Annotated in this window: 24 protein-coding genes and 1 pseudogene; 9 read left to right on the forward strand and 16 right to left on the reverse strand. The window is 64.6% G+C overall.

Annotated elements, in window-relative coordinates; all coding sequences use genetic code 11:
• Window positions 1–128: 128 nt before the first annotated feature.
• Window positions 129–1076, reverse strand: coding sequence for a tRNA 2-thiocytidine(32) synthetase TtcA (gene ttcA, locus DOD19_RS14505; RefSeq protein WP_024976931.1), 948 nt, complete (start codon window positions 1074–1076; stop codon window positions 129–131).
• A 166-nt stretch (window positions 1077–1242) separates the two neighbouring features.
• Between ttcA and panE the strand changes: the two genes are divergently transcribed.
• On the forward strand, window positions 1243–2199 hold the full coding sequence (panE, locus tag DOD19_RS14510) for a 2-dehydropantoate 2-reductase (RefSeq protein ID WP_204360068.1): 957 nt from the start codon (window positions 1243–1245) through the stop codon (window positions 2197–2199).
• A 278-nt stretch (window positions 2200–2477) separates the two neighbouring features.
• On the opposite strand, the gene DOD19_RS14520 is transcribed toward panE, so the two are convergent.
• The 6 genes from DOD19_RS14520 to DOD19_RS14550 form a co-directional block, all read right to left on the reverse strand.
• Complete coding sequence (locus DOD19_RS14520; RefSeq protein WP_239498014.1) at window positions 2478–4220, reverse strand: efflux transporter outer membrane subunit; 1743 nt, start codon at window positions 4218–4220, stop codon at window positions 2478–2480.
• 8 nt (window positions 4221–4228) lie between these two features.
• Window positions 4229–5392 (reverse strand): ABC transporter permease, encoded by a 1164-nt coding sequence (locus DOD19_RS14530; RefSeq protein WP_024976934.1) that lies wholly within the window; start codon window positions 5390–5392, stop codon window positions 4229–4231.
• Complete coding sequence (locus DOD19_RS14535; RefSeq protein WP_112186230.1) at window positions 5389–6360, reverse strand: ABC transporter ATP-binding protein; 972 nt, start codon at window positions 6358–6360, stop codon at window positions 5389–5391. Before DOD19_RS14535 ends, DOD19_RS14530 begins: the two co-directional genes overlap by 4 nt.
• Window positions 6357–7331: an HlyD family efflux transporter periplasmic adaptor subunit gene (locus tag DOD19_RS14540; protein ID WP_024976936.1), complete on the reverse strand. Its 975-nt coding sequence runs from the start codon at window positions 7329–7331 to the stop codon at window positions 6357–6359. Before DOD19_RS14540 ends, DOD19_RS14535 begins: the two co-directional genes overlap by 4 nt.
• A 57-nt stretch (window positions 7332–7388) precedes the next feature.
• The gene (locus DOD19_RS14545) at window positions 7389–8135 is read right to left on the reverse strand and encodes a TetR/AcrR family transcriptional regulator (RefSeq protein ID WP_024976937.1); all 747 of its coding nucleotides are present in this window, start codon (window positions 8133–8135) and stop codon (window positions 7389–7391) included.
• An 86-nt stretch (window positions 8136–8221) separates the two neighbouring features.
• Window positions 8222–9145 carry a LysR family transcriptional regulator gene (locus DOD19_RS14550; protein ID WP_024976938.1) on the reverse strand — a complete coding sequence of 308 codons (924 nt, stop codon included), beginning with the start codon at window positions 9143–9145 and terminating at the stop codon, window positions 8222–8224.
• Between the two features lie 180 nt (window positions 9146–9325).
• Between DOD19_RS14550 and rocD the strand changes: the two genes are divergently transcribed.
• Together rocD and DOD19_RS14560 are read left to right on the forward strand one after the other, a co-directional pair.
• On the forward strand, window positions 9326–10552 hold the full coding sequence (gene rocD / locus DOD19_RS14555; RefSeq protein ID WP_112186231.1) for an ornithine--oxo-acid transaminase: 1227 nt from the start codon (window positions 9326–9328) through the stop codon (window positions 10550–10552).
• A 24-nt stretch (window positions 10553–10576) separates the two neighbouring features.
• A complete protein-coding gene (locus DOD19_RS14560; protein WP_024976940.1) occupies window positions 10577–11506 on the forward strand; it encodes an arginase in 930 nt (309 codons plus the stop codon).
• 281 nt (window positions 11507–11787) lie between these two features.
• Here DOD19_RS14560 and DOD19_RS14565 read toward each other — a convergent pair whose 3' ends face one another.
• Window positions 11788–12186, reverse strand: coding sequence for a dihydroneopterin aldolase (locus tag DOD19_RS14565; protein ID WP_112186232.1), 399 nt, complete (start codon window positions 12184–12186; stop codon window positions 11788–11790).
• A 19-nt stretch (window positions 12187–12205) separates the two neighbouring features.
• A complete protein-coding gene (locus DOD19_RS14570) occupies window positions 12206–13024 on the reverse strand; it encodes an SDR family oxidoreductase (RefSeq protein ID WP_112186233.1) in 819 nt (272 codons plus the stop codon).
• Window positions 13025–13040: 16 nt separating this feature from the next.
• Between DOD19_RS14570 and DOD19_RS14575 the strand changes: the two genes are divergently transcribed.
• Complete coding sequence (locus DOD19_RS14575; RefSeq protein WP_112186583.1) at window positions 13041–14234, forward strand: class I SAM-dependent methyltransferase; 1194 nt, start codon at window positions 13041–13043, stop codon at window positions 14232–14234.
• A 4-nt stretch (window positions 14235–14238) separates the two neighbouring features.
• Here the strand turns inward: DOD19_RS14575 and DOD19_RS14580 are convergent, their stop codons facing one another.
• Window positions 14239–15519 (reverse strand): muropeptide transporter, encoded by a 1281-nt coding sequence (locus tag DOD19_RS14580; protein WP_024976944.1) that lies wholly within the window; start codon window positions 15517–15519, stop codon window positions 14239–14241.
• Window positions 15520–15621: 102 nt separating this feature from the next.
• Between DOD19_RS14580 and DOD19_RS14585 the strand changes: the two genes are divergently transcribed.
• Complete coding sequence (locus tag DOD19_RS14585) at window positions 15622–16569, forward strand: M48 family metallopeptidase (protein ID WP_112186234.1); 948 nt, start codon at window positions 15622–15624, stop codon at window positions 16567–16569.
• Window positions 16570–16622: 53 nt separating this feature from the next.
• Window positions 16623–16820: a hypothetical protein gene (locus DOD19_RS14590; protein WP_112186235.1), complete on the forward strand. Its 198-nt coding sequence runs from the start codon at window positions 16623–16625 to the stop codon at window positions 16818–16820.
• 15 nt (window positions 16821–16835) lie between these two features.
• Here DOD19_RS14590 and DOD19_RS28245 read toward each other — a convergent pair.
• A pseudogene (locus DOD19_RS28245) lies at window positions 16836–16979 on the reverse strand (EamA family transporter); the annotation flags it as partial.
• A gap of 155 nt (window positions 16980–17134) precedes the next feature.
• Between DOD19_RS28245 and DOD19_RS14600 the strand changes: the two are divergent.
• A complete protein-coding gene (locus DOD19_RS14600; RefSeq protein ID WP_024976947.1) occupies window positions 17135–17890 on the forward strand; it encodes a YdcF family protein in 756 nt (251 codons plus the stop codon).
• A 311-nt stretch (window positions 17891–18201) separates the two neighbouring features.
• The gene (locus DOD19_RS14605) at window positions 18202–19110 is read left to right on the forward strand and encodes a prohibitin family protein (protein ID WP_112186237.1); all 909 of its coding nucleotides are present in this window, start codon (window positions 18202–18204) and stop codon (window positions 19108–19110) included.
• A gap of 65 nt (window positions 19111–19175) precedes the next feature.
• Here DOD19_RS14605 and argC read toward each other — a convergent pair whose 3' ends face one another.
• The gene (argC, locus tag DOD19_RS14610) at window positions 19176–20189 is read right to left on the reverse strand and encodes an N-acetyl-gamma-glutamyl-phosphate reductase (protein WP_112186238.1); all 1014 of its coding nucleotides are present in this window, start codon (window positions 20187–20189) and stop codon (window positions 19176–19178) included.
• Window positions 20190–20304: 115 nt separating this feature from the next.
• Window positions 20305–21090, reverse strand: a complete 786-nt coding sequence (locus DOD19_RS14615) for an exodeoxyribonuclease III (RefSeq protein ID WP_024976950.1) — start codon at window positions 21088–21090, stop codon at window positions 20305–20307.
• A 32-nt stretch (window positions 21091–21122) separates the two neighbouring features.
• Between DOD19_RS14615 and pyrE the strand changes: the two genes are divergently transcribed.
• The gene (pyrE, locus tag DOD19_RS14620; RefSeq protein ID WP_112186239.1) at window positions 21123–21800 is read left to right on the forward strand and encodes an orotate phosphoribosyltransferase; all 678 of its coding nucleotides are present in this window, start codon (window positions 21123–21125) and stop codon (window positions 21798–21800) included.
• A gap of 89 nt (window positions 21801–21889) precedes the next feature.
• On the opposite strand, the gene DOD19_RS14625 is transcribed toward pyrE, so the two are convergent.
• From DOD19_RS14625 to DOD19_RS14635, 3 genes are all read right to left on the reverse strand, one after another.
• Complete coding sequence (locus DOD19_RS14625) at window positions 21890–22717, reverse strand: polyphosphate kinase 2 family protein (protein ID WP_024976952.1); 828 nt, start codon at window positions 22715–22717, stop codon at window positions 21890–21892.
• Window positions 22718–22781: 64 nt separating this feature from the next.
• Window positions 22782–23663, reverse strand: a complete 882-nt coding sequence (gene dapF / locus DOD19_RS14630; protein WP_112186585.1) for a diaminopimelate epimerase — start codon at window positions 23661–23663, stop codon at window positions 22782–22784.
• 88 nt (window positions 23664–23751) lie between these two features.
• Window positions 23752–24645 (reverse strand): lipid A biosynthesis lauroyl acyltransferase, encoded by an 894-nt coding sequence (locus tag DOD19_RS14635; protein WP_024976954.1) that lies wholly within the window; start codon window positions 24643–24645, stop codon window positions 23752–23754.
• Between the last annotated feature and the right edge of the window lie 10 nt (window positions 24646–24655).

The following is a 24655-nucleotide window of genomic DNA, read 5'->3' on the forward strand; positions in this document are numbered from 1 at the left end:
TTGCAACCGCGCCATTACCGAGACGGTTAGCCCGCCCGCCGGTCAGGCGGATGGCGGACCCTCGGCACGGCACGGCGCGCCGAGGCGGATGTGGGCAGCGTGCGCCACCTGTGTGACGGGGGCCGCGCTCAGCTTGCGGCTGTCTCGCCGGGCACGGCTTGGTCGGCGGGCTTGTCCCCTGGCTTGCGCTCAAACCGCACGAACTCGATGCGATCGTCATGCGAGCCGGCAAACACCAGCGGGGCCTGGTCGTAAGCAGTCTGGCCAAACAGCGCGTCTTCACCGATCTTCGCCAGGCCCGTGGTCAGGCCGTTGAAGTCGAACAGATCGGTATCGGCCAGGTGCGACGGCACCACGTTTTGCAGTGAAGCGAAGATGTTGTCGATGCGGCCCGGCGTCTGGCGCTCCCACTCCAGCAGCATCTCCTTGACCTTCTTGCGTTGCAGGTTTTCCTGCGAGCCGCAGAGGTTGCATGGGATGATCGGGAATTCCATCGCGCGGGCGTAGGAGGCGATCTCCTTCTCTGCGCAGTAGGCCAGCGGGCGGATGACGATGTGCTCGCCGTTGTCGGTGGCCAGCTTGGGCGGCATCGCCTTCATCTTGCCGCCGAAGAACATGTTCAGGAAGAACGTGTTGACGATGTCGTCGCGGTGGTGGCCCAGCGCGATCTTGTTGGCACCCAGTTCCTTGGCGGTGCGGTAGATCACGCCGCGGCGCAGACGCGAGCACAGTGAGCACGTGGTCTTGCCCTCGGGCACCTTCTCCTTGACGATCGAATACGTGTCCGCCTCGACGATCACATACTCCACGCCCAGCTTCTTCAAGTAGTTGGGCAGGACCTCTTCCGGAAAGCCCGGCTGCTTCTGATCGAGGTTCATCGCGATCAGCTTGAAATCGACCGGGGCGCGCTTCTGCAGCGCCATCAGGACCGACAGCATCGTGTACGAGTCCTTGCCGCCGGACAGGCACACGAGGATGGTGTCGCCGTCTTCGATCATCTTGAAGTCGCCGATGGCGCGGCCGACCTGCGACTGCAGACGGGTTTCTAGGCGGTGGAAATTATTGGAAAACGTCATGGCATCTCGACCCCGCCAGCGCTGAATAATGGCCGAACGGGCGTCAAATCGTGAGGAAAATCAGCATTTTAGCGCGCGCGGTGCGCCGTCTGCAGGGTCGGGCGAACAGGCCTAGAATCGTTTGCCTATCTTCTCCTCGATGGAAACGAACCCCATGACGACAGCAATGCGGATTCTGGTGCTTGGCGCCGGTGGCACCGGCGGCTATTTCGGCGGCCGGCTCGCCCAGGCGGGCGCAGACGTGACCTTCCTGGTGCGGCCAGCACGCGCGGCGCGGTTGCGCGAACACGGTCTCGTGATCCGCAGCCCGCACGGCGATGCGCAATTGCCCGTGCAGACCATCACCGCGGACCAGGCCGCGACTTGGGGCCGTGCCGATCTGGTGCTGCTGAGCTGCAAGGCCTACGACCTGGAAGACGCCATCACCGCAATCCGCCCCGTGGTGGGCGAGCGCACGGTGGTGTTGCCGGTGCTGAACGGGCTGGCGCATCTGGAACGGCTTGATGCCGCGTTCGGTGAATCGCGCGTGCTCGGTGGGCTGTGCCACATCAGTGCAACGAGCGCGCCGGACGGGGCGGTGCTGCACCTGAGCAACGGCCAGGGCCCGGCCGTGCACTCCATTACCTTTGGCGAGCGCACGCCGCATGCGCCGCGCGAGCGCACCGAAGCAATCCGCGACGTGTTTGCCACGGCCAACTTTGATTCCGTGCTGGCCGAAAACGTCATGCAGGACATGTGGGAGAAATTCACCTTCCTGACTTCGCTGGCGGCAATGACTTGCCTGATGCGGGCGACGGTGGGCGAGATTGTTGCCACGGACGAGGGCGCTGCGTTGAACGAGGCGATGTTCATGGCGTGCGAGCGCGTGGCTGCGGCGTCGGGATATCCGAATCGGCAGGCTGCGCGCGAACGCGGGCTCAATGTGCTGACGCAGGCTGGGTCGCCGCTGACGGCATCGATGCTGCGCGATCTGGAGAGTGGTGCGCGCGTTGAGGCCGATCACATCGTGGGGGACATGCTGCGCCGTGGGCGGGCATTGGGGACAGATGTTTCGTTGCTTCGGGTGGCGTTTGCGCATTTGCAGGCTTATCAGCAGCGGTTGCTGCGGCCGGCGGTGGGCTGATTGTTTGTGCTTTCTGTTAGCCCCTGTTTCATCCCCTTGCGGGGCTGACTCACTTTCTTTGTCTTGCCAAAGAAAGTAAGCAAAGAAAGGCGCGCCCGAGATGGCGACAGACTCCTTGAATTTATGTCGCAGGGAGGGAGGAGAGGCAAACTCGCTGCGCTCAAACAGCCTCCCCTCTTTTCCTCCCTGCAACAGAAATTCAAGGCGCCATCTAGGGCAGGGTACGGCCAAACCATCTGGCCGCTAGTGTTGCCGACTTGGGCTGCTTTGTCGTTTTCCTACTGCCAGCCGCCGCCCAATGCCTGCATTAGCGCGGCCGAATCCAGCAACCGATCCGCTTGGCTCTGTACCTGCTGCAGCGTGGCCTGATCGACCTGGCGTTGGGCGTCCAGCAGCGTTAGCGTGCTGATGCCACCGGCAGCGTGGCGGGCTTCGGCGGCGTGCAGGGTCTGTTGCGCCTGGTCGGTTGCCAGGGCTCTGGCCTGCAGCGTTTGGGCGTCGTTGTGCACGGCGTGCAGGGCGTCGGCCACTTCCTGCAAGCCTTGCAATACGGCTTGCTTGTAGGCGGCGCCCGCTGCATCGTAGGCGGCTTCGGCTTCGCGCTTTTTGGCGCGCAGGGTGCCGCCGTGAAAGATCGGTTGCGTGAGCCCGGCGCCAAGGTTCCAGATGCTTGATCCGGCGCCCAGCAGATTGCGGAAGCTGGTGGTTTCCGAACCCAGTCCTGCAGACAAAGTGATGCGCGGGAACAGGTTGGCCGTGGCCACGCCCACGTTGGCGCTGGCTTCGTGCCACATCGCTTCGGCGGCGCGGATGTCGGGGCGCCGCTGCGCGAGCGTCGATGGCAGCGACACCGGCAGCGGGTCGGGCAGATGCAGCGCATCGAGCGACGGCAGGTCCGGCAACCCAGCACCGGGTTCACGGCCCAGCAGTATCGATAGACGATGCCGCTGCTGCGCAGCCTGCTGCATGAGCGGTGGCAGCGTGGCATCGGTCTGCGCGACGAGCGTGCGCTGCGAGAACGCATCGACCTGCGCGACGCCACCAAGGCTGAGGCGGCGCTCCGTGATCTCCAACTGCCTGCGCTGCTCGGCCGCCAATCGCTGCGTGGCCGCAATCTGCGCATCCAGCGCCGCAATCCGCACCGCCGCCGTCACCACATTGCCGGCCAGCGACAGGCGCGCCGCCTCCATTTCATAACGCTGCGTATCGAGCTGCGCGCGCGATGCCTCCAGCGCGCGTCGCACGCCGCCAAAAATATCCAGCGCATACGACACCGACAGCGACGCCGAATACAACGTGAACGGCCCCGGCTTGGGCGTATTGAACCCGAACGCCTCGGGGTTGATCTGCTGACGCACCGCCGACACGGTGCCATCCACCGACGGCATCACATAGCCGAACTGCGCCTCGGCTTCGGCCTGTGCCTGACGCAAGCGGGCTTCCGCCTGCATGACGGACGGGCTTGCGCGCAACGCCTCGTCCACCAGCGCATCAAGCGCGGGCGATCGGAACAGGTGCCACCAATCGGCCGGCACGTTGGCATCGACAAGATGCTGCGCTTCGCCGCCCACAACAGGCGCGGATGCGGTTTCCCGCAACACGGGCTGCGCCGAGTAGCCGACGGCCGCAGGCCCGCCTGGCGTCTTGAAATCGGGACCGACGGCACAGCCGCTCAGATACAACGCGGCGATCAAAAGCACACCAATCGCCCGCCCACCACTCGCCAACGCTCGCCGCGCCGCCAACCCCGGCGCCCAGACGGTGTGGCCGCACCCTGCCCTAGATGGCGCCTTGAATTTCTGTTGCAGAGAGGAAAAAGGAAGGGAAACTGTTTGAGCGCAGCGAGTTTTTCCCTTCCCCTCTGTGCGACATAAATTCAAGGAGAAGTCGCCATCTCGGGCGCGCCTTTCTTTGCTTACCTTTCTTTGGCAAGACAAAGAAAGTAAGTCGGCCCCGGCAGGGGACGAAACAAGGGATGCACCATCATCTTCCTGACAACACGAAATCCGCAGCGTCCGCATACCCCACCTCAATCCAGCGTCTTGCGATAAAACCGCAACGCAACTCCCAGCACCACCACCGTAAACACCATCAGCGGCCAAATGCTCGGCCACAGCTCAAACCAGCCATTGCCTTTGAGCAGGATGCCGCGCGTGAGCCGGTTGAAGTACGTCATCGGCAGCAGGTTGCCGATTGCCTGCGCCCACTTGGGCATGCCCACGAACGGAAACATGAAACCCGACAGCAGGATGTTGGGCAGGAAGTAGAAGAAAGTCAGCTGCGTCGCCTGCAGTTGGTTCTGCGCGAGCGACGACAGCGTGATCCCCACCGTCAGGCTCGCCACGATAAACAGCAGCGCCGAGACGTAGACCATCCACACGCTGCCGACAAACGGAACGTGGAAAACGAAGACCGCCATCAGCAGGATGATGGTCACCTGCACCAGCCCGATGAAGATGTACGGCACGATCTTGCCCGTCATCACCTCCAGCGGATGCACCGGCGTAGCGAGCAGGTTTTCCATCGTGCCGCGCTCGCGCTCGCGCGTCATGGCCAGGCCCGTCATCATCACCATGGTCATCGTCAGGATGGTGCCCATCAGGCCGGGGATGATGTTGTACTGCGTGATGCCTTCCGGGTTGTAGAGCTTGTGGATGCGTACATCGAATGGCGGCGCCGCACCGTTTGCGCCCGCGCCTCCGGCCAGTTGTGACAACGCGCCCTTCATATCCTTGCTGACGACGCCCTGCACCAGTTGCGAGAGCGAGGCCACGGCCAGGCCGGTCGCGGCGGGGTCGGTGGCATCGGCCTCCACGAGCAGCGAGGGCTTCTCGCCGCGCACGAGCTTGCGCGTGAAGTCCGGCGGGATTGATACGACAAACTGAAGCTGGCCTTTGGCCAACGCTTCGCGCCCGGCGGTTTCGTCTGTCAGCGTGGTCGCCAAGTCGAAGTAGTCGGAGTTGCGCATGCTGGCCAGGAAGCTGCGCGTGAACTCGCTCTGGTCTGCGGCAATGACGCCAGTCAGCAGATGCTTCGGGTCGGCGTTGATGGCAAAGCCGAAGAGGAACAGTTGCATGATCGGAATGCCGATCATCATGGCGAACGTCACGCGGTCGCGGCGCAGCTGCAGAAACTCCTTGAGCACCACGCTCCACCAGCGCACCAGCGAAAATTGATTGCCGTCTGGCCTCATGGCTGCGCTCCGTAATTGTCTGAGGAGCGCTTCATCATGTGGATGAACACGTCTTCGAGGCCGGTGTTGATCGGCTCGGCGCGCATGCCGGACTCACCTGCGAGCTTGCGCAACGTGCCCTCCAGCGCGTGCGCATCCGCGCCAGTCACGTGCAGCACCGAGCCAAACGCGACGGTCTGATCCACGCCGGGCCGCCCTTCCAGCTTGCGGCCCAGCTCAACCAGATTGCCTCCCGAGATCGACCACGTCGACAGGTGCTGGCCGGCAATCACCTCATCGGCGGTGCCTTGTGCGAGCAGCTCGCCATACGCGATGTAGGCGAGCTTGTGGCAACGCTCGGCCTCGTCCATGTAGTGCGTGCTGACGAGTACCGAGATGCCCTCCGCCGCCAAGCGGTGTAGCTCTTCCCAAAAATCGCGGCGCGCTTTCGGGTCGACGCCGGCGGTGGGTTCATCGAGCAGCAGCAGTTCGGGCTTGTGGAGCATGCACGCGGCCAGCGCCAAACGTTGCTTCCAGCCGCCCGACAGCGAGCCCGCCAGTTGCTTGGCACGCGACGCCAGCCCGAGATGTTCCAGCGCGTGGTCAACCACCTCGCGTCGATTGGGCATCTCGTACAGGCGTGCAACGAAATCCAGGTTCTCGCGAATGGACAGATCGTCCCAGTACGAAAACCGCTGCGTCATATAGCCGACGCGCCGCTTGATCTGCGCCGACTGCTTGAGGATGTCGTAACCCAGGCACGAGCCACTGCCGCTGTCGGGCGTCAGCAGCCCGCACATCATGCGGATCGACGTGGTCTTGCCGCTGCCGTTGGGGCCCAGGAAGCCGAAGATCTCACCACGCGCGACCTGCATGGAGAGGTCTTTCACAACATGCTTGTCGCCAAAGTGCTTGTTCAGGCCATGCACGTCGATGGCGTAGCCGCCGTTGCGTGTGTGCGGTTGACCGTCGTGGCTGGCAGCGCTCATGGCAGCATCACCTCCACGGGCTGGCCCGGACGCAGCTTTGGACCATCGGCCACGGCGGGCCGTGCTTCCACCATGAAGACCAGCTTGTCGCGCGTCGTGTTGCTGTAGATGACGGGCGGTGTGTATTCGGCTTCCGTTGCGATGTACGTGACCGTGGCGTTGATATCGGCCGCGCAGCCATCGCAGTGCAGGCGCGCAGCTTGACCGGGCTTGAGCGCGCCCACCACGCCTTGCGGCACGAAGAAGCGCACCTTCACGTTCGCCGGCGGCAGCATGCGCACCACGGGGCTGCCCGCGCCAACCCACTCGCCTTCGCGATACAGCGTGTCGAATACGAGGCCGCCCTGCGTAGCCTTCTGCGCCTTCTGATCGAGCCGCCATTGCGCTTGCGCCACCGCCGCACGCGCCGCTTCCACCTGTGCCGATTGCGCGCGAATCTGGTCATTGCGCGCCGGCAACTGGGCAATGCGCAACTGGTTGGTCAGTTCACGCACGCGCTGTGCGTTGGACTGTGCGGTGGAGCGGCTAGCATCGAGCTGCGATTGCGCGATGCCACCGGCGCGGAACTGCGCCTCGTCTCGCACCAGTTGCGTCGATGAGAGCTTGTCCGCCGCCACGGCTTGTGCCAGTTGCGCGCGCACCGCATCCACCTCCGGCACACGCTTGCCGACATTCAGGTCGGCGAGTTGGGCTTCGGCGCCTTGCAGTTGCGCGGCTGCCTGCTGGCGGGCCGCCGTCTCGTCCACTGATTCCAGCGCGAAGAGCGGCGCACCAGCGTTGACGCTCTGCCCACGCTGCACGCCAAGATGTTCGAGCCGCCCACCCACGGGCGATGCCACGTAGACGAACTCGCCCTCCACATAGCCCTGGTAGATGTGGTCGTCTTGTTTGGCGCAACCCGCCAGGGCCATTGCCGCGGCAAAGGCCACCGCAAACCACCCTGCCCTGCCAATGCACAACGCTTGCCGCATACCGCCCTCCGCGGGATTCGAATTGACGCGATTGATTCGATTGCCTGCCGTGTTTGCCTACTTGCGCCCCTTGCTCTTTAGCTTGGGCTTCGGCTTCGCTTTCTTGCCGGCGCCGTCCTCAGGCGCGGCGACGGGGCCAATGCCGTGCAGCAGCAGCGCGGCCACGTGCCGGCCGATGTCCTCGTCGCTCACCTGATCCGCCAGTGGCAGACGCCCCCACAGCGCGCGCGTCGCCAGCGGCAGCATCGCCAGGCCGATCACCGACACCATCACCAGCGGCGGCTGCAGTGCCGCGTTCACCGCGCCCGCCGCTTGTGCACGGGCAATGCGGTCGACCAGCAACGTGGCGCGCTCCAGCGCGATGCGCGCAAACACGCGCTCGCGCAACTGGCCGCCTTCGCTGGCGATCTCGCGAATCCACAGCGTCGGAAACCACGGCGTGGCCGTGGCCACCGCCACCATGCGCTGCGCCACGCCGGCCACGGTCTGCGCAAGGTCCGGAAGATGCGCGTCATCGGCGATGATCGCCAGCGCCGGGCCCGTCACCTGGTCGACCAGCGGGCGGATGCGCCCCTCCACCACGGCATCGAGCAATTGATCGCGCGTCTTGAAGTGGTAATGCACCATCGGTGCCGTCACCCCGGCTTCGCGAGCGATGGCGGCAAGCGTGGTCGGGCCGACGCCGTCTCGCGCAAACAAGGTGACGGCGATGTCGAGCAGGCGGTCACGGAGGTCGTCCTGCGTGGCGCCATCCTGACGACGGGGGCGGCCTGGGCCGCGAGAGGAAGGTTTGCGGGTTGCCATTCCGCAGATATTAATTGTCGAATTAATTAATTTCAAGGCGGCATTTCGCGCCTCGCGGATCGGCTCGAAGGATGGCGACTGCGCGCCTACACGCGCGCCGCCGCATCAAGCTGCGCAAGCCGCACAAGCAAGCGGTCTTGCGCTTCGCTCGGAAAGCTCGATGTGCGGCGCACGGCGAACACCGTGTTCAGGCAGCGCCGCGCCACGATGGGGCGCACGACCCGCAGGCGCTCGCGCTCCACGGCATCCTGAATGGCATGCAAGGGCAGCACCGACCAGCCCATGCCGGCCTCCACCAACGTGCTGACCTCTTCCAGGTCGGACACGTGATGGGCGCTGACGGTCGTCTCCGGCATGCGCCGGAACAGCGCCTTGAACCACAGTCCGTAGACCGCATCGGATTCGTCATAGGTGACGAAGGGCAGCGCCGCGCAATCAGCCAGCGTGCGTGGCGCACTCTGCTCACGCAATGCGCGGGCGCTGCAGGCGAGCACGAATTCTTCGGTGTAGACAGCGTGGTGTTCAAACAGGCGTGACGTGCGCGGCGTGTAGACGAAGCCGAGATCGGCGCGGCCGGACTCGACATGGCCGAAGACTTCTTCGTCGCTGCCGAAGGCGAGTTCGAGGCGCACGTCGTTGAGAAGCGGCGCGTCGGATTCGGGCGATGGCTTCAGCAGCGCCGGCATCAGCACATAGCGCCCGAAGCTGGAGCCGCTCGCCAGCTTGAGCGACACGCGCTCCATCTCGCCGCTGTGCAATGCGGCGCGCAGTTCGTCCAGGCCGGCAAACGCATCGCGGCACCACGCCCGCACCGACGTGCCGGCACGCGTGAGCACGAGCTTGCGCCCCGAGCGCTCGAACAAGGGCACGCCGAGCCACTGCTCCAACTGCCGCATCTGGTACGACAGCGCCGGCTGCGACACCGCCAGGCGGTCTGCCGCGCGCACGAAGCTGCCTTCGTTGGCGACGGTCAGGAAGCTATGCAGATAGCGCAGCGGCGAGTGCGACATGGCCGTCGCCGCTCACAACGCGCCCCTGGCGCGGTGCGCCTGGTCAGGAGAGCGTTGTGAGCGGCGCCTCAATTGATCAAATTTTTGGATCGAAAAACGAAAAACATTCGATTTGATTTCAAGTCTGTCAGATCGCACAATCCGCCGCAAGTGAACGACCGATCCAGGCAGGAGGCCATCATGACAACCGCAATGCAACATCCGAGCTATGCATTGGAAGAGCGTTACGGCGCACGCAACTACGCGCCCTTGCCGGTCATGCTGGAACGCGGCGAAGGCGTGTGGCTCTTCGATACGGACGGTCGGCGCTACCTGGACATGATGTCGGCGTATTCGGCCGTCAGCTTCGGGCATTCGCATCCGAAACTCGTTGCAGCGCTGACGGAGCAGGCCGGCCGGCTGACGCTCACGTCGCGCGCATTCCACAATACCGAGCTGGGCCCCTTCCTGGCCGACGTCTGCCGCATCACGCGCATGGACCGCGCGCTGCCGATGAACACCGGCGCCGAAGCCGTCGAAACCGCCATCAAGGCTGCGCGCAAGTGGGCGCGCGACGTGAAGGGCCTGGCGCCCGAGGCGGCCGAGATCATCGTCTTCGAAAACAACTTCCACGGCCGCACGACGACGATCGTCGGGTTCTCCTCGCACGATCAATATCGCTACGGATTCGGCCCGTTCGCGGCCGGCTTCCGGCGCATTCCGTTTGGCGACGCCGATGCGCTGCGTGCGGCCATCGGACCCAACACGGGCGCAATCCTGATGGAGCCGGTGCAAGGCGAAGGCGGCATCGTCGAACCTCCTGTGGGCTACCTCAAACTCGCGCGCGAACTCGCCACCCAGCACAACGTGCTGCTGGTCTGCGACGAGGTGCAGACGGGCCTGGGCCGCACCGGCGATGTGCTGGCGAGCTGGCATGAAGGCGTTGACGCCGATCTGGTGGTGCTGGGCAAGGCGCTCGGCGGCGGCATGGTGCCGGTGTCAGCCATCGCGGGGCGCGAGGCGGTCATCGGCGTGTTCCAGCCGGGAGACCACGGCTCCACGTTTGGCGGCAACCCGCTCGCAGCGCACATCGGACGCGCGGCACTCGCCTTGCTGATCGAAGAACAACTGCCACAGCGTGCCGCGCGCGTGGGCGCAGCGTTCATCAACGAACTGAAGACGCTCGTCGGCCACGGCGTGCGGCAGGTGCGCGGGCGCGGCTTGATGATCGGCCTGCAACTCGATGCCGACATTGACGCGCACGACTTCGCCTTCGCGGTGGCCGAGCGCGGCGTGCTGACCAAGGACACCTACGGCAACGTGGTCCGCCTGACACCGCCGCTGGTCATCGGAGAGGCCGAGCTGGCGCTGGCGTTGGACGCCATCCGCCAGACGCTGGCTGGCTGGCCGCGCCGCAAGGCGGCTTGAGGAAGAACTCGCTAGGGGAGTGACATGACCATCATTGATCTGATCGGCGCGGCCATCGGCTGCGGCGCGCAAGACGACGGCTGCAAGGACGGCCCGCGTGCGCTGCTGGAGGCCGGCGCGCTGGCGCGACTGCAGACGCCGGACACGCAAGCCGCGCTCGTGCACGACATCGAATTGGCGATGTCGGCGGGGCACAGCCGCTCAGCACGCCTGGCGGCACTGCCGGGCGTGGCTGGTTTCTCGCGCGCGCTCGCCGATGCGACGGCACACAGCATGCACCAGGGGCATGTGCCGGTCGTCGTCGGTGGGGATCACTCGTGCGCGATCGGCACGTGGTCGGGTGTAGCAAACGCCTTGCGGCAGAAGGGCCCGCTGGGCCTGATCTGGATCGATGCCCACCTTGACAGCCACACACCCCAGACGAGCGATTCCGGCGCCATCCACGGGATGCCGCTGGCGACGCTGCTCGGCCACGGCGCCGCGGCCCTCACGCAGGTTCGCGATACCGCGCCAAAGCTGTCGCCAGAACACGTCGTGGTGATCGGCGCGCGCAGTTATGAGCCCGCCGAACGCGCGTTGCTCGACCTGCTAGGTGTGCGCGTCATCGACGCAGCCGAAGTGGCACGCAACGGCCTGCGCGCCGTCATGGCCGACGCAATCCGCCAAGTCAAAACGGGCACAGCGGCCTTCGGCGTAACGCTGGATCTGGATGCCTTCGACCCCGCAGTCGCGCCCGGCGTCGGCACGCCCGAAACAGACGGGCTCACCGCGCAGGGCATGGCGCAAGCACTCGCCGCATGCGCCCGCGATGCACGTTTTGCCGCATTCGAACTGGTGGAATACAACCCGCGCCACGACAAGGGCGGGATTACAGCGCATCTGGCCCTGGACCTGCTGGCCAGCGTAGCGGGCGCGTTGCACGCCCAACGCCGGGAGTATGCGACTGCGGCCTAGGCAGATCAAAAACGCAGCCGCCAACACCGGCACACCAACGGTTTTCCCTTCCTGCCCTAGATGGCGCCTTGAATTTCTGTTGCGGGGAGGAAAAAGAAGGGAGGCCTGTCTGAGCGCAGCGAGTTTGCCTCCCTTCCCTCCCCGCGACCGAAATTCAAGGAATGTGTTGCCATCTCGGGCGCGCCTTTCTTTGCTTACTTTCTTTGGCAAGACAAAGAAAGTGAGTCAGCCCCGGCAGGGGATGAAACAGGGGATAAACCACCGCATCAAAAACAGAGCCGTCAGCCCGACTCTTTAATCCGAAACACCTCCACCCCCACCGACTCACAATCCGGATACACATCCGGCTTCTCCGTCGACACCCGCGCGGCCAGCACATGCGGGTGCTTGAGCATGGCCGTCAGCACGTCATCGCACAGCGTCTCCTGCAGATGGATATGGCCCTGCGCCATGCGCCGCGCCACGGTGTCGCGCATGAAGTCGTAATCCACCACTTCGTGCAGCTTGTCTTCCGTGGGCGACGAATGCTCCAGCGGCACGTACAGCTCGATGTTGATCAGGACGCGCTGCTCGCCCTTCTTCTCGAATTCGTGCACGCCGATGTTGATCTGCACTTCGTAGTTGCGCAGGAACATGCTGCGGCAGTGCGACAGGCGCGGGTGGGATAGCAGGGAAAGCATGGGGCGTCCGGGGGAAGAGTTATTCAGTGAGGAACATCACGTCGCGGGCCAGCGGCATCAGGTGCTGGCCTCCGTCGACGAACAGCGTGGTGCCGGTGACGGCGCGCGCGGTAGCCAGGTAGCACACGGCATCGGCGATGTCTTCCGGCGTGGACGACTGGCCCAGCGGCGTCATCTGGTGCGCGCGCGCAAAACTGCCTTGCGACTGGTCGCCCGACACCATCGTGATGCCCGGCGCCACACCCACCACGCGCAGCGCAGGCGCCAGGGCCTGCGCAAGCTGCATCGTGGCGGTCGACAGCGCCGCCTTCGACAACGTGTAAGAGAGGAAATCCGGGTTCAGGTTATCGAGCTTCTGGTCGAGCAGATTGATGACCACGCCGCGGCCTTCGGCGCCATCCGCAGTCAGCGCACGGTGCAGCTCGCGCGAGAGCAGCAGCGGCGCCGCTACGTTGGTGCGCATGTGCGTATCGAGCGACGCGTAGCTGAAGCTGGTGGCAACGTCGTACTGGAACAGCGATGCGTTGTTGACCAGGCAGGTGGGCGTACCCAGTGCAGCGATGCAATCGGCGATCAGGCAGCTGGCGGCGGCTTCGTCCGAGAGGTCGGCCTGCAGCACGGCGGCGCGGCGGCCCATGGCGATGATCTCGGCGGCCACGGCCTCGGCCTCGGTGCGCGAGCGGTGGCAATGCACGGCCACATCCCAGCCGTGGCGGGCCAGGGCCAGGGCAATGACTCGGCCCACGCGGCGGCCTGCGCCTGTGACGAGGGCGATGCGCCGCGGTGTAGCGGATTCTGCGGTCGATTCCGCAGTTGACTGGATGGGCGTCTGCGCCATTGTTTACAATTCGCCGATGAGCAAAACCGTGAGTTTACCGCTTCCCAACGAGGCGGCGCAGGCGCAGTCCGCGCAACTGTTCGCCGTGATCGCCGACGCCATTGCGGCCGCCGGCGGCTGGCTCCCGTTCGACCGCTACATGGAACTGGCGCTCTACGCGCCCGGCCTGGGCTACTACAGCGGCGGCGCGGCCAAGTTCGGCCGCCGCGTGGAAGACGGCGGCGACTTCATCACCGCGCCCGAACTGACGCCCTTCTTCGGACGCACCGTGGCGCACCAGATCGCGCAAGTGCTTCAGGCATTACCCGAAGGCCAGCGCCACGTGCTGGAGTTTGGCGCCGGCACCGGCAAGCTGGCCGCCCACATCCTGACCGAACTCGATGCAGTGGGCGCGCGCCCCGACAGCTACGGCATCGTCGAACTCTCCGGCGAGCTGCGCCAGCGCCAGCAGGAGCGCCTGACCGCGCTCGGCCCCGAGCTGGGCGCCCTCGTGCAGTGGCATGACACGTTGCCCGCGCCGTTTACTGGCGTGATGATCGGCAATGAAGTGCTTGATGCGATGCCCGTGTCGCTGTGGGCGCGGCGCAGCGGCGTGTGGCACCAGCGCGGCGTGACGCTCGACGCCGAAAATGGCTTGCAATGGGAAGACCGGCTCGTTGATCCGTCAGAGGTACCGGCCAAGCTGGCCGCCCTGCCGGGCGCCGATGATCTCGTCACCGAATCGCACGAAGCCGCCGAGGGCTTTATCCGCAGCGCCGGTGCAGCACTTGAGCGCGGCCTGCTGCTGCTGATCGACTACGGTTTCCCGGCTGCCGAGTACTACCACGCGCACCGCGCCAACGGCACGCTCATGTGCCACTACCGCCAGCACGCGCATGACGATCCGTTCTGGCTGCCGGGCCTGCAGGACATCACCGCGCACGTCGATTTTTCGGGGATTGCCCAAGCGGGCCAGGAGGCCGGGCTGGACCTGCTCGGCTATACGAGCCAGGCGCGCTTTCTGTTGAGCGCCGGGGTGGGCGAGCTGCTGATGACGCTAGATCCGTCCGACCCGATGCAGTTTCTGCCGGCAGCCAATGCCGTGCAGAAGCTGCTGTCGGAAGCGGAGATGGGCGAGCTGTTCAAGGCCATCGCGCTGGGCAAAGGCATCGATGCGGCGCTGCCGCTGGCCGGCTTTGCTGATGCCGAACGCTCGAACCGCTTGGGTTAGTCAATCAGGCTGACGCGGCTTTGGCCGCCAAGGCCCGTTCGTTCTGCTCGGCCTCATAGCGGCCGATCGTGCCGCGCATCCACCACAGCAGCACCAGGCCCGGGAAGGCAAACGCCACGGTCATCAGATAAAACGCGGGCCAGCCATAGGCTTCCACGAGGTAGCCCGAGGTTGGCCCGACGTACACGCGGCCGATGGAAGCCAGCGCTGATAGCAACGCATACTGCGTCGCCGAGAACGACCGGTTGCACAGCGCCATCAGCAACGCCACAAAGGCCGCCGTGCCCATGCCGCCGCAGATGTTCTCGATGCCGATGGCCACCGCCATGGTCCACAGATGCTGCGGCGTGACGGCCAGCACCCAGTAGCCCAGGTTGGACACCGCCTGCAGCACCCCAAAGAGCAGCAGAGCGCGCACCAGCCCCAGCCGCACCATCAGCGTGCCGCCATACAGCGCCCCCACGATGGTGGCCGCCAAACCAAGTGTCTTGTTGACGATGCCGACCTCGCCGGCGGAAAACCCGACGCCGCGGATCAGGAACGTGGTCGACAGGCTGCCTGCAAACGCGTCGCCCAGCTTGTAAAGCACAATCAGCGCCAACAGCGCCCAGGCGCCCCGGCGTGAGAAAAAGTCACGCAGTGGGCCGACCACGGCTTCCTGCAGACTGCGCGGCGGGCGTGCCGACACCTCCGGCTCCGGCGACCACAGCGTCGCGATGATGCCCAGCGCCATCAGCCCGGCCATCAGCAGGTACATGTTGCTCCAGCCCATCACGCGATCGGCCAGATACAACGCCAGGCCGCCCGACACCAGCATCGCCAGCCGGTAGCCGAGCACCTTCACGGCCGCACCGACACCGCGCTCACTCGTATGCAGCACATCGGTGCTGTAGGCATCGAAAACGATGTCCTGCGACGCTGATAAAAACGCCACCAGCACTGCCAGCCCAGCCAGCGCCCAGAGCGCGGCATGCGGAGGCGTGAAGGCCATGGCGGCAATCGACGCCACCAGCCCTGCCTGCGTCAGCACGAGCCAGCCGCGCCGGCGCCCCATGAGCGGCGGCGTAAACCGGTCCATCAACGGCGCCCACAGGAACTTGAAGATGTACGCCTGCCCCACCAGCGAGAACAACCCGATGGTGCGGATGTCGAGTCCTTCCACCGTCATCCAGGCCTGCAGCGTGCCCGATGTCAGCGCCAGCGGCAGGCCGGAGGCAAAGCCCAGCAACAGCATCGCGCCGATGCGGCGGTTGCGAAAGATATCGAGGTAATCGTGGAAGGTCATGCGGCGGGCCAGAGGCGAAGGCGATGCGAATGCGGGTTGCCACGTAGCGTGGCGCGGTGCGTTGGCCGATATTATGTCGCACGGATTCGGCCCCTCACCCATATGCCCCGCGTAACACGCTCCCTGCTGACCGCAATCGGCCTCGCGCTATCTGCGTGGGCGACTGCCATGGACGGCCCGCTGCCGGTGCCCGCCGACGGCGTGAAGCTGGAAGCGGCGACCACCACGTCGCCCAACATCCGGCTCGTCATTCCCGCCGAGGAAATCGACAAGCGGGCGCTGGCCGAATACCAGGGCATCATCGACAACGCGGCCCACGAAGGCGCGCTTGCGCCCGACAACGTGCCGGATCTGATCCGCATTCGCGGCATCGTCAGGCGCCTCACGCCGCAGGCGCCGCGCTGGAACCCCGACGCCGCGCACTGGCAGTGGGAGGTCAACCTGATCGGCTCGTCGCAGGTGAATGCGTTCTGCATGCCCGGCGGAAAGATCGCCGTGTTCTCGGGGCTGCTCGAACAGTTCAAGCTGACGGATGACGAACTCGCCATGGCACTCGGCCACGAGATCGCCCACGCCCTGCGCGAACACGCCCGCGCCCGCGCCGGCCAGCGCGAAATCACCAACCTGGGCGCCAACGTCATCTCGCAATTGTTCGGCTTCGGCAACCGGGGCGACACGGACCTGGGCGAAGGCGCCAAGATGCACCTGCTGGCGTTCTCGCGTGCAGAGGAAACCGAGGCTGACTTGGTCGGCATGGACATCGCCTCCCGCGCCGGCTACGACCCGCGCGCCGCGCTCACGCTGTGGCAAAAGATGGGTTCGATCGGCGGCGCGGAGCAAAAGCAGTTTCTGTCGACACATCCGTCGGGACGCACGCGCATGGCCGTGCTGTCGCGCCATTTGCCTGAAACGCTCACGCTGTTTGCCGACGCCCGGCATATGACGATGGCGAAGCTGCCGGAATATCGATCGAACATGCAATATCTGGGCGCCGCGCCTGTTGATAATGGCGATGAGGCGCCGATGCGGCCGATGGTGCGGCGGCAATAATCGACAGTGGATTACCGCGATTCAGCCCAGACAAGCCATCCGGTTGCATCGCGATGCGCTCGAAACTCAATTGCGACAGCCAATTGCAAGGCGGCTCGACCGGAACGGCGGCCTATGACTTGGACGAACGTTGCTGGTGGGATGTAGATGGCCAACGTACGGTCAAGTGCGATATCAGCTACGCGTACAAGGGCACGGCGCCGACCACGTACCTGAAGAGCGTCTCGTACGTCACGAAGTCGGTCCAGTAAGCGCCGCGCATAACCTCACCGCTCAACCAGCCCCGCAGCCTTCCCCTGCCTCGCGGGGCTTGTTGTTTGTACGGCCACCCTCGCCCGTCGCGACAACGCCATCCCCGCCACTGTGGCGCCCAGGATCAGCACCGCGCCGCCTGTCTGCATGGGGCTGAACACCGTTGCTGACGGCCTGCTCGATTGCGGCGCATGGCTACGGGTTGCTCCCCACCGCAACAAACCCGTAAGCAGACGGGTCGCGCAACCGGCCATTCCTCTTTACGATGGCGCCTCACTCACATACGCGCGTGGACGCCGACCTGGAGGACCCTGTGAGCCTGACCATCCTATGTTTGCTGGTGATCGTGGCAGCGGTGTGTGCGGCACGCGGCCGACGCCGGGCTGCGCGCGGGCTGGCGGTGGTCTCCGGCGTGCTGGTGATGGCGATCGGCTGCGGGCCGGTGCCGGCGTGGCTGCTGGATTCGCTGGAAAAGCCCTTCGAGAACGAGCCGCATATCCAATGGGGTGCTCGCAACGCCATCGTGCTGCTGGGCGCGGGCACGTTTCGCGTGGGTGACGCGGTCGAACCCGGGCTGTTCTCGTATCCGCGCCTGGTGGAAGCCGCGCAGTTGTACCAGGCGTGCCGCAAAGCCGACGGCGATTGCAAGATCCTCGTCAGCGGCGGCGATGCCCGTCATCACGGCGAGCCGGAAGCCACGGTATATGGCCGCGAACTCGTTGCCCTCGGCGTCGACAAGGCCGACGTGCTGATGGAGCCCAAGAGCATGAATACGTGGCAGAACGCCCAGTTCTCGCGCACGGTGCTTGCGCAATACGCGGCTGATCGCACAGTGCTCGTCTCGTCGGCCATCCATCTGCGGCGCAGCCTGCTGTATTTCACGCACTTCGGCATGGCGCCGGTTCCCGTGCGCGCCGACGATCTGCAGGCCGCGGCATCGCCCTTGCCGATGGCGTACAACTTCGCGCTGACAGATTTTGCGCTGCACGAGTGGATCGGCATCGCGCGCTATCACGTGTACAACGCCCTGGGCTGGAACCCTGCGCGCATCAACCCCGGCGACGCCTGATTCGACTCCACAACGCCCGCGCATTCGAAGCCGCACTCTAGTGCTTCCGGAGGGGAGCAAAAATCCGGCGCCAGCCTATACTTTGTGCATTGCAACATCCGGGCATCGCAATGCGCCATCTCGGCCGTATTGAAGCTCAACGCCTCATCACCATTGGCAAGTTCGCTTGCCACCACCCGCCCACCGGGCGCGGCCATCCCTGACGGGAATCGCTGACGATTCCTGCGCCAGCAAGCAGGCCGTTGCGTAAGCAGCGCGCCCGCCCCGCCAGCCACACCTCAGAAGCAAACCAACAAGCAAGGGGAACCCTCATGCCTCAAGTCACGGCAAGCAAGCTGTCGGTCAAACTGCTCGCGCTCGTCTTCGGCGCCATTGCGGCGCTGGCGATTGGGCGAACTTTCCTGCTGAACTGGCAGATCATTCCGCCGGGCTACACGGGCATCAAGATCAACCGGCTCGTCGATCGCGGCATCACGCATGAAAACGTCGTCACCGGCTTCGTCTTCTACAACCCCGTGCAGACGGCGATCATCCAGTACCCGACCTACGTGCAGCGCGTGATCTGGACGCAAGATGTGAATGAAGGCCACGCGCTCAACGAAGAGCTGACGTTCAACACCAAGGACGCCGTACCCGTGAATGTGGACGTGGCCGTCTCGTACCAGCTCGACCGCGACAAGGTGCCGGCGTTCTACACCAACTTCCGCGCCGATCGCATCGAGACCTTCACGCACGGCTACCTGCGCGACACGGCACGCAACGTGATCGTCGCCATCGGCTCGGAATACAACTTCGACGACGTGAACGGCGGCAAGAAGGAAGAGTTCGTCGCTCGGCTGACCAACGAGCTGGACACGCGGCTTACGCCGCTGGGCGTGTCGATCAAGCAGTTCGGCATTGTCGGCTCGCTGCGCCCGCCACGCTCGTTGCTCGATGCGGTGAGCGCCAAGACCAAGGCCATTCAGGATGCGATCCGCACCGAGAACGAAGTACGTTCCGCTCAGGCCGAAGCCAAGAAGAAGGTGGCGATTGCTGAAGGCGAGGCTGCTGCCAACCAAGCGCTGGCTTCGTCGCTGGATGACCGCCTGCTGGCGTGGGAACGCCTGAAGCTCGAACGTGCCGCCATCGAGAAGTGGAACGGCGTGACGCCGAGCGTGATGGCGGGCGGCAATGGCGGTGGCATGCTGTTCAACATCCCGGCTGGCGCGCAAAGCAAATAAGTCGCGCCACCAAAGAAAAACGCGCCCGAAGGCGCGTTTTTCGTTTCAGCCCAGGCGGCAATCGATCAGCTCGCAAAACCCGGAGCCGCTTCGCGCACGGCGTGCTCGGCACCGGCTGCAGGAATCGGCGCTTCCACATGCAGGCTGGTCGCTTCATCCACGCCCAGGTGCACGTTCATGCATTGCACTGCGGCGCCGGCCGCGCCCTTGCCCAGGTTATCCAGGCGCGCCGTGACGACCATGCGCTCGTCCGAGCCGAAGACGAACAGGTCGGCACGGTTGGTGTCGTTGGCGCCCTGCACATCGAAGAAGCCGTTGTCGAGCGTCGCAACATTGTCAGCCGGCGCCACGCGAATGAACTGCTCGCCCTGGTAGTAATCGGCCAACACCTTGGCGATGTCTGCCGGGCTCACCTTGCGCGCCAGATGCTGCGGGTGCAGGCCGATCGTCACGGCCAGGCCCTTGAGGAAGTTACCGACCACCGGCGTGAAGATCGGGGCGAGCGACAGCTTGCTCTGCACGCGCATCTCCGGCAGGTGCTTGTGTGCCAGTGCCAGCGCGTACGGGCGCGGGCTGTCGAGCTTCGGATTATTGGCGGCGAGGTAGTCGGCGATCATCGCCTTGCCGCCACCGCTGTAGCCCGTGAGCGAGAACGCGGTGACCGGGTAGTCGGCCGGGACGATGCCCGCTTCCACCAGCGGGCGCATCAGCAGCACGAAGGCGCTGGCGTGGCAGCCCGGCACGGCGATGCGCTTGGTGTTGCGCAGGCGCTCGCGCTGGCCCTTGGCCAATTCCGGCAAGCCGTAGACCCAGTCGTCCGACGTGCGGAATGCGGTGCTGGCGTCGATGATGCAGGTGTTCGGATTGTTGACCAGCGAGACGGCCTCGCGTGAGGCGACGTCCGGCAGGCACAGGAATGCGACATCGGCGGCATTCAGGAATTTGGCGCGCTCGGCTGAATCCTTGCGCTTGTCTTCGGCGATGCGCAGCAGCTCGATATCGTCGCGTTGCGACAGATAGTCGAGCAAGCGAAGGCCAGTGGTGCCTTCCTGACCGTCGACGAAAACCTTGAATGCCATGGCGATCTCGCTAAAAACAGAGGAGCAAAAAGCACAACGCCGGCCCCATGCCGGCGCGTGAGTTTTGCATTGTAGCGGCTGACGAAGAAATTTCTGCGGCAGCGCAATAAAGTGCTTACCAGTGCACCTTGGTGTCGTAGTCGATCGTCAGCGGCGCATGGTCGCTGAACTTGATGTCCTTGAAGATCGACGTGTGGCGCGCGGTGGCGGCAATACCCGGCGTGGCGATTTGGTAATCGATTCGCCACCCGACGTTCTTCGCGTAAGCCTGGCCGCGGTTGCTCCACCACGTGTACTGCTCGGGGCGCTGATCAAGCGTGCGGAACACGTCCACGTAGCCGACCTCGTCGAACAGCTTGGTCAGCCACGCGCGCTCTTCGGGCAGGCAGCCGGAGTTCTTCTGGTTGCCCTTCCAGTTCTTGATGTCGATTTCCTTGTGGACGATGTTGACGTCGCCGCACAGCACCACCTCACGGCCTTTTTCGTGGCGCAGGTCTTTGAGGTGATCCATAAACAGGTCCATGAAACGGAACTTGGCCTGCTGGCGCTCTTCGCCGCTGGAGCCCGACGGCACGTAGACCGAGATGATCGACAGCTTGCCGTAGCGGGCCTCGACGTAGCGGCCTTCGGCGTCGAACTCGCCGTTATCGAAACCGACGATGACTTCGTCCGGCTTGTGGCGCGTGTACAGGCCTGCGCCGCTGTACCCTTTCTTCACCGCGTGCTGGAACACTCCGTGGTAGCCGTGCGGCGCCAGGAATTCAGGGGTCATGTCGTCTTGCGCGCACTTCAGTTCCTGCACACAGACGAAATCGGCGTCCTGCTTGCCCATCCAATCGAAAAAGCCTTTGCTGGCAGCGGAGCGAACGCCGTTGAGGTTGGCGGAAATGATGCGTAACATGGCGGGACTTTTTTGCAGACCAGAGAAAAAAGATGAGCCAAAACAGCGAGTTGCGCCAATCCTTCATCCGCTTTGCGGTGGAAGCCGGCGTGCTGTCGTTCGGGGAATTCGTGACCAAGGCGGGGCGGACGTCGCCCTATTTCTTCAACGCCGGCAAGTTCGCAGACGGCGCCCTGCTGGGCCAAGTCGCGCAATTCTATGCGAAAACCCTGCTGGATTCGGGTGTCGAGTTCGACATGCTGTTCGGGCCGGCCTACAAGGGCATCACGCTCGCGTCGGCCACCGCCGTTGCGCTGGCAGGCCTCGGCCGCAATGTGGGCTTTGCGTACAACCGCAAGGAAGCCAAGAACCACGGCGAAGGCGGCAGCCTGGTCGGCGCGAAGCTGCAGGGGCGCGTGGTGATCGTCGATGACGTGATTTCTGCCGGTACCTCGGTGCGCGAGTCGGTTGAGCTGATTCGCGCCGCTGGCGCGACACCGGCTGCCGTGCTGATCCTGATGGATCGGATGGAGCGCAGCGGCAATGCTGTGGATATCGGCGAGCGCTCTGCGGTGCAGGAGGTGCAGGCGCAGTATGGAATGCCGGTGGTGTCGATTGCCAACCTGGATGACTTGCTGGGTTATCTGGATGGGGCTGGCGACCCGGCGCTGGCTGGCTACCGTGAAAAGGCTGCGGCCTACCGGGACAAATACGGCGTTAGCGCGATCTGACGCGTTTTGCTGTGCTGTTGGGAAACCCCGGTTGATGGACTTCGCCGGGGTTTTGTTTTTTGTGGTTCATAAACCCACAACCCAACACCCTACTCGATCTTCAACCCCGAATACGCCGGATTCCCAGCCGGATACTCCGGCTTCAACCGCTCCATCACCGCCAGCAGAATCTCCGCCACCATCAGGCTGCGGTGCGACTTGGAATTCGCCGGAATGATGTGCCAGGGCGCGTGCGGGGTGGCCGTGGCATTGATGGCGTCTTCGTAGGCGGCCATGTAGTCATCCCAGAGCTTGCGGTCTTCAATGTCCGCCATCCCGAGCTTCCAGTGCTTCTGCGGATCGTCGATGCGCTCCTGCAGCCGGTCGCGCTGCTCATCCTTGGAGATATGCAAAAAGCACTTGACGATGGTGGTACCGGTCTCGGCCAGCATCTGCTCGAACGCGTTGATGTGAGCGTAGCGGCGCTTGCACTCGGCGGCGTCGATATCTCCATGCACGCGAGTGACCAGCACATCTTCGTAATGGCTGCGATTGAAGATGACGATCTCGCCAGCGGCCGGCACCTCCGCATGGATGCGCCAGAGGAAGTCGTGCGCCAGCTCCAGGGGCGTCGGCACCTTGAAGCCCTTTACGCGCAGGCCGAGCGGGTCGAGCGCACGGAACACGGTGCGTACCGTGCCATCCTTGCCCGCGGTATCCATGCCTTGCAGCACGACCAACAGCTTGCGCCGGTGCTCAGCATAGAAAATGTCCTGGAGTGCCTCAATGCGCGCAGACAGTTCGGCCAGCCGCGCCAGGTCGCCCGCCTTACTGCCCGTGGTGCACGGCTTGGCGGCAGGATCAAACTTGGCAATCTTGAACTTGCTGCTGCCGTCGAAATACCAGGAGTCAATCGGGTTCTTGCCGCTGGATGCCACGGTATCTCCTTGTTGGCTTGTTGCTCTGGCGTAGGCGGCAGGCCGCCGCGCGGAATCCGGGGTATCAATGCGCGGCGGCGGTCAGCTTGAGCGCATCCAGGTCCAGCGTGCCTTCAAAGACGGTTGTGGCGGGGCCCGTCATCATGACCGGCTGGCCAACGCCCGCCCAGGCGATGGTCAAATCGCCGCCATGTGTGGCCACCTTGACGGGCGAATCGATCAGGCCACGGCGGATGCCGGCCACCACCGCTGCGCACGCGCCGGTTCCACAGGCGAGCGTCTCACCCGCCCCGCGCTCGTACACGCGCAGGCGCACGGAATGGCGATCGACGATCTGCATGAAACCCGCATTCACGCGACGTGGAAACACGGCATGCGATTCGATCAGGGGGCCGTCTTCCAGCACGGGAAAGGCCTCCGTGTCGTCGACAATCTGCACGGCGTGCGGATTGCCCATCGACACGGTCGACAGCCATTCAGTGCGGCCGTTGATTTGCAGGGCGTGCTGCGTGTCGTCGCCTTCGATGCGGGTGGGCAGACCCTCGGGCAGGAACGGCAGGCGTGCCGCCTCGAACACCGGTGCGCCCATGTCGACGGTCACTTGGCCATCGTCCTGCATTGTCAGCGTGGCGATGCCGTTCATGACTTCCACGCGCACGGTGCGCTTATCGGTCAAACCCCGGTCGGTGACGAACTTGACGAAGCAGCGGGCGCCATTGCCGCAGTGCTCCACCTCACCGCCATCGTGGTTGAAGATGCGGTAGCGGAAATCGACATCGGGCCGTGTCGAACGCTCGACCAGCAGGAGTTGGTCCGCCCCCACGCCAAAGTGGCGGTCGGCAATGGCAGCCCATTGCTCGGGCGTGAAGTCGATCGGGGTCTGGATGCCGTCGAGCACGACAAAGTCGTTGCCCGCGCCGTGCATCTTGGTGAAGTGCAGTTTCATGGCTGGCCGCACAGATGCGGCGATGAGCGTTCGGAAAACGCCCATTCTAAAGCGAGCCGGCCCCGGTTGCCCCGGCCGGCTCCCGGCATCAGTAAATGCCCGGCATGCCCTCGGGACGGTGCTTGAAGCGCTTGTGCACCCAGTAATACTCGGTGATGCGCGGGCGAATGGCGTCTTCAAAGAAGGCATTCATCCGGCGCGTATCGGCGGTCAGGTCGCCGGTGGGGTAGTTCTCCCACGCGGGCAGGATGCGCAGCGCATAACCCTCGTAATTGGGCAGGATCTCGGTGTACATCGGGATGACCTTGGCGCCAGTCATCGACGCCATGCGCGGGATGGCGTTGAGCGTGAGCGCCGGCACGCCGAAGAATGGCACGAACTCAGAATCACGCTCGCCGAAATCCATGTCGGAGATGAGCTGCAGCGCCTCGCCGCGCTTGATGGTGCGCATGATCTGGCGGATGTTTTCGTTGCGCGACACCATGGTCGCGCCAAAGCGGCTGCGCAGCGCCTTGATGGCGTCGTCGAGCACCGGGTTGGCCATGCGCGTGTACAGCGAGCAGCCCGCGTTGCCGACGTGCGTGCGCAGGTAGTCTGTCAGCGCCAGCGCGCCGATCTCTACGCCCGACAGATGCAGCGTGACGAGAATGTGTGGCTGGCCGTGCAATGCCGGCAGATTGGCCTGGTCGTCGATCTTCACCACGCGCATCAGGCGTTCTTCCGATGCGAACCAGGCAAACGAGCGCTCGGCAAAGCTGCGAAAGACCTTGCGGAAGACATCGTGCGCCATGGCTTCACGCTCGGCGTCGGACTTCTCGGGAAAGCAGGCGCGCAAGTTGGCCAGCACCACGCGGCGGCGGCCATTGGGAATGCGGTACAGCAGCCCGCCCAGGCTTTCGCCAAAACGCGCGACAAAACCGTACGGCAGGAAGGACAGCAGCCATAAAAAGCCGAGTCCGAATTTGGCAGAGAAACGTTCCATAAAGGCAGCA

This window comes from Ralstonia sp. GX3-BWBA (assembly GCF_003290055.1).
Taxonomy (GTDB): Bacteria; Pseudomonadota; Gammaproteobacteria; order Burkholderiales; family Burkholderiaceae; genus Ralstonia; species Ralstonia holmesii.

Bases quoted from the DNA above. Each gene is read 5' to 3' on its own strand.
- DOD19_RS14565 (WP_112186232.1), bottom strand. From the start codon at position 12,186: ATGCTTTCCCTGCTATCCCACCCGCGCCTGTCGCACTGCCGCAGCATG.
- DOD19_RS14545 (WP_024976937.1), bottom strand. From the start codon at position 8,135: ATGGCAACCCGCAAACCTTCCTCTCGCGGCCCAGGCCGCCCCCGTCGT.
- DOD19_RS14580 (WP_024976944.1), bottom strand. From the start codon at position 15,519: ATGACCTTCCACGATTACCTCGATATCTTTCGCAACCGCCGCATCGGC.
- DOD19_RS14635 (WP_024976954.1), bottom strand. From the start codon at position 24,645: ATGGAACGTTTCTCTGCCAAATTCGGACTCGGCTTTTTATGGCTGCTG.
- DOD19_RS14550 (WP_024976938.1), bottom strand. From the start codon at position 9,145: ATGTCGCACTCGCCGCTGCGCTATCTGCATAGCTTCCTGACCGTCGCC.
- rocD (WP_112186231.1), top strand. From the start codon at position 9,326: ATGACAACCGCAATGCAACATCCGAGCTATGCATTGGAAGAGCGTTAC.
- DOD19_RS14605 (WP_112186237.1), top strand. From the start codon at position 18,202: ATGCCTCAAGTCACGGCAAGCAAGCTGTCGGTCAAACTGCTCGCGCTC.
- DOD19_RS14570 (WP_112186233.1), bottom strand. From the start codon at position 13,024: ATGGCGCAGACGCCCATCCAGTCAACTGCGGAATCGACCGCAGAATCC.
- DOD19_RS14560 (WP_024976940.1), top strand. From the start codon at position 10,577: ATGACCATCATTGATCTGATCGGCGCGGCCATCGGCTGCGGCGCGCAA.
- DOD19_RS14585 (WP_112186234.1), top strand. From the start codon at position 15,622: ATGCCCCGCGTAACACGCTCCCTGCTGACCGCAATCGGCCTCGCGCTA.
- DOD19_RS14615 (WP_024976950.1), bottom strand. From the start codon at position 21,090: ATGTTACGCATCATTTCCGCCAACCTCAACGGCGTTCGCTCCGCTGCC.
- pyrE (WP_112186239.1), top strand. From the start codon at position 21,123: ATGAGCCAAAACAGCGAGTTGCGCCAATCCTTCATCCGCTTTGCGGTG.
- ttcA (WP_024976931.1), bottom strand. From the start codon at position 1,076: ATGACGTTTTCCAATAATTTCCACCGCCTAGAAACCCGTCTGCAGTCG.
- panE (WP_204360068.1), top strand. From the start codon at position 1,243: ATGCGGATTCTGGTGCTTGGCGCCGGTGGCACCGGCGGCTATTTCGGC.
- argC (WP_112186238.1), bottom strand. From the start codon at position 20,189: ATGGCATTCAAGGTTTTCGTCGACGGTCAGGAAGGCACCACTGGCCTT.
- DOD19_RS14575 (WP_112186583.1), top strand. From the start codon at position 13,041: ATGAGCAAAACCGTGAGTTTACCGCTTCCCAACGAGGCGGCGCAGGCG.
- DOD19_RS14520 (WP_239498014.1), bottom strand. From the start codon at position 4,220: ATGCGGACGCTGCGGATTTCGTGTTGTCAGGAAGATGATGGTGCATCC.
- DOD19_RS14540 (WP_024976936.1), bottom strand. From the start codon at position 7,331: ATGCGGCAAGCGTTGTGCATTGGCAGGGCAGGGTGGTTTGCGGTGGCC.
- dapF (WP_112186585.1), bottom strand. From the start codon at position 23,663: ATGAAACTGCACTTCACCAAGATGCACGGCGCGGGCAACGACTTTGTC.
- DOD19_RS14535 (WP_112186230.1), bottom strand. From the start codon at position 6,360: ATGAGCGCTGCCAGCCACGACGGTCAACCGCACACACGCAACGGCGGC.
- DOD19_RS14590 (WP_112186235.1), top strand. From the start codon at position 16,623: ATGCGCTCGAAACTCAATTGCGACAGCCAATTGCAAGGCGGCTCGACC.
- DOD19_RS14530 (WP_024976934.1), bottom strand. From the start codon at position 5,392: ATGAGGCCAGACGGCAATCAATTTTCGCTGGTGCGCTGGTGGAGCGTG.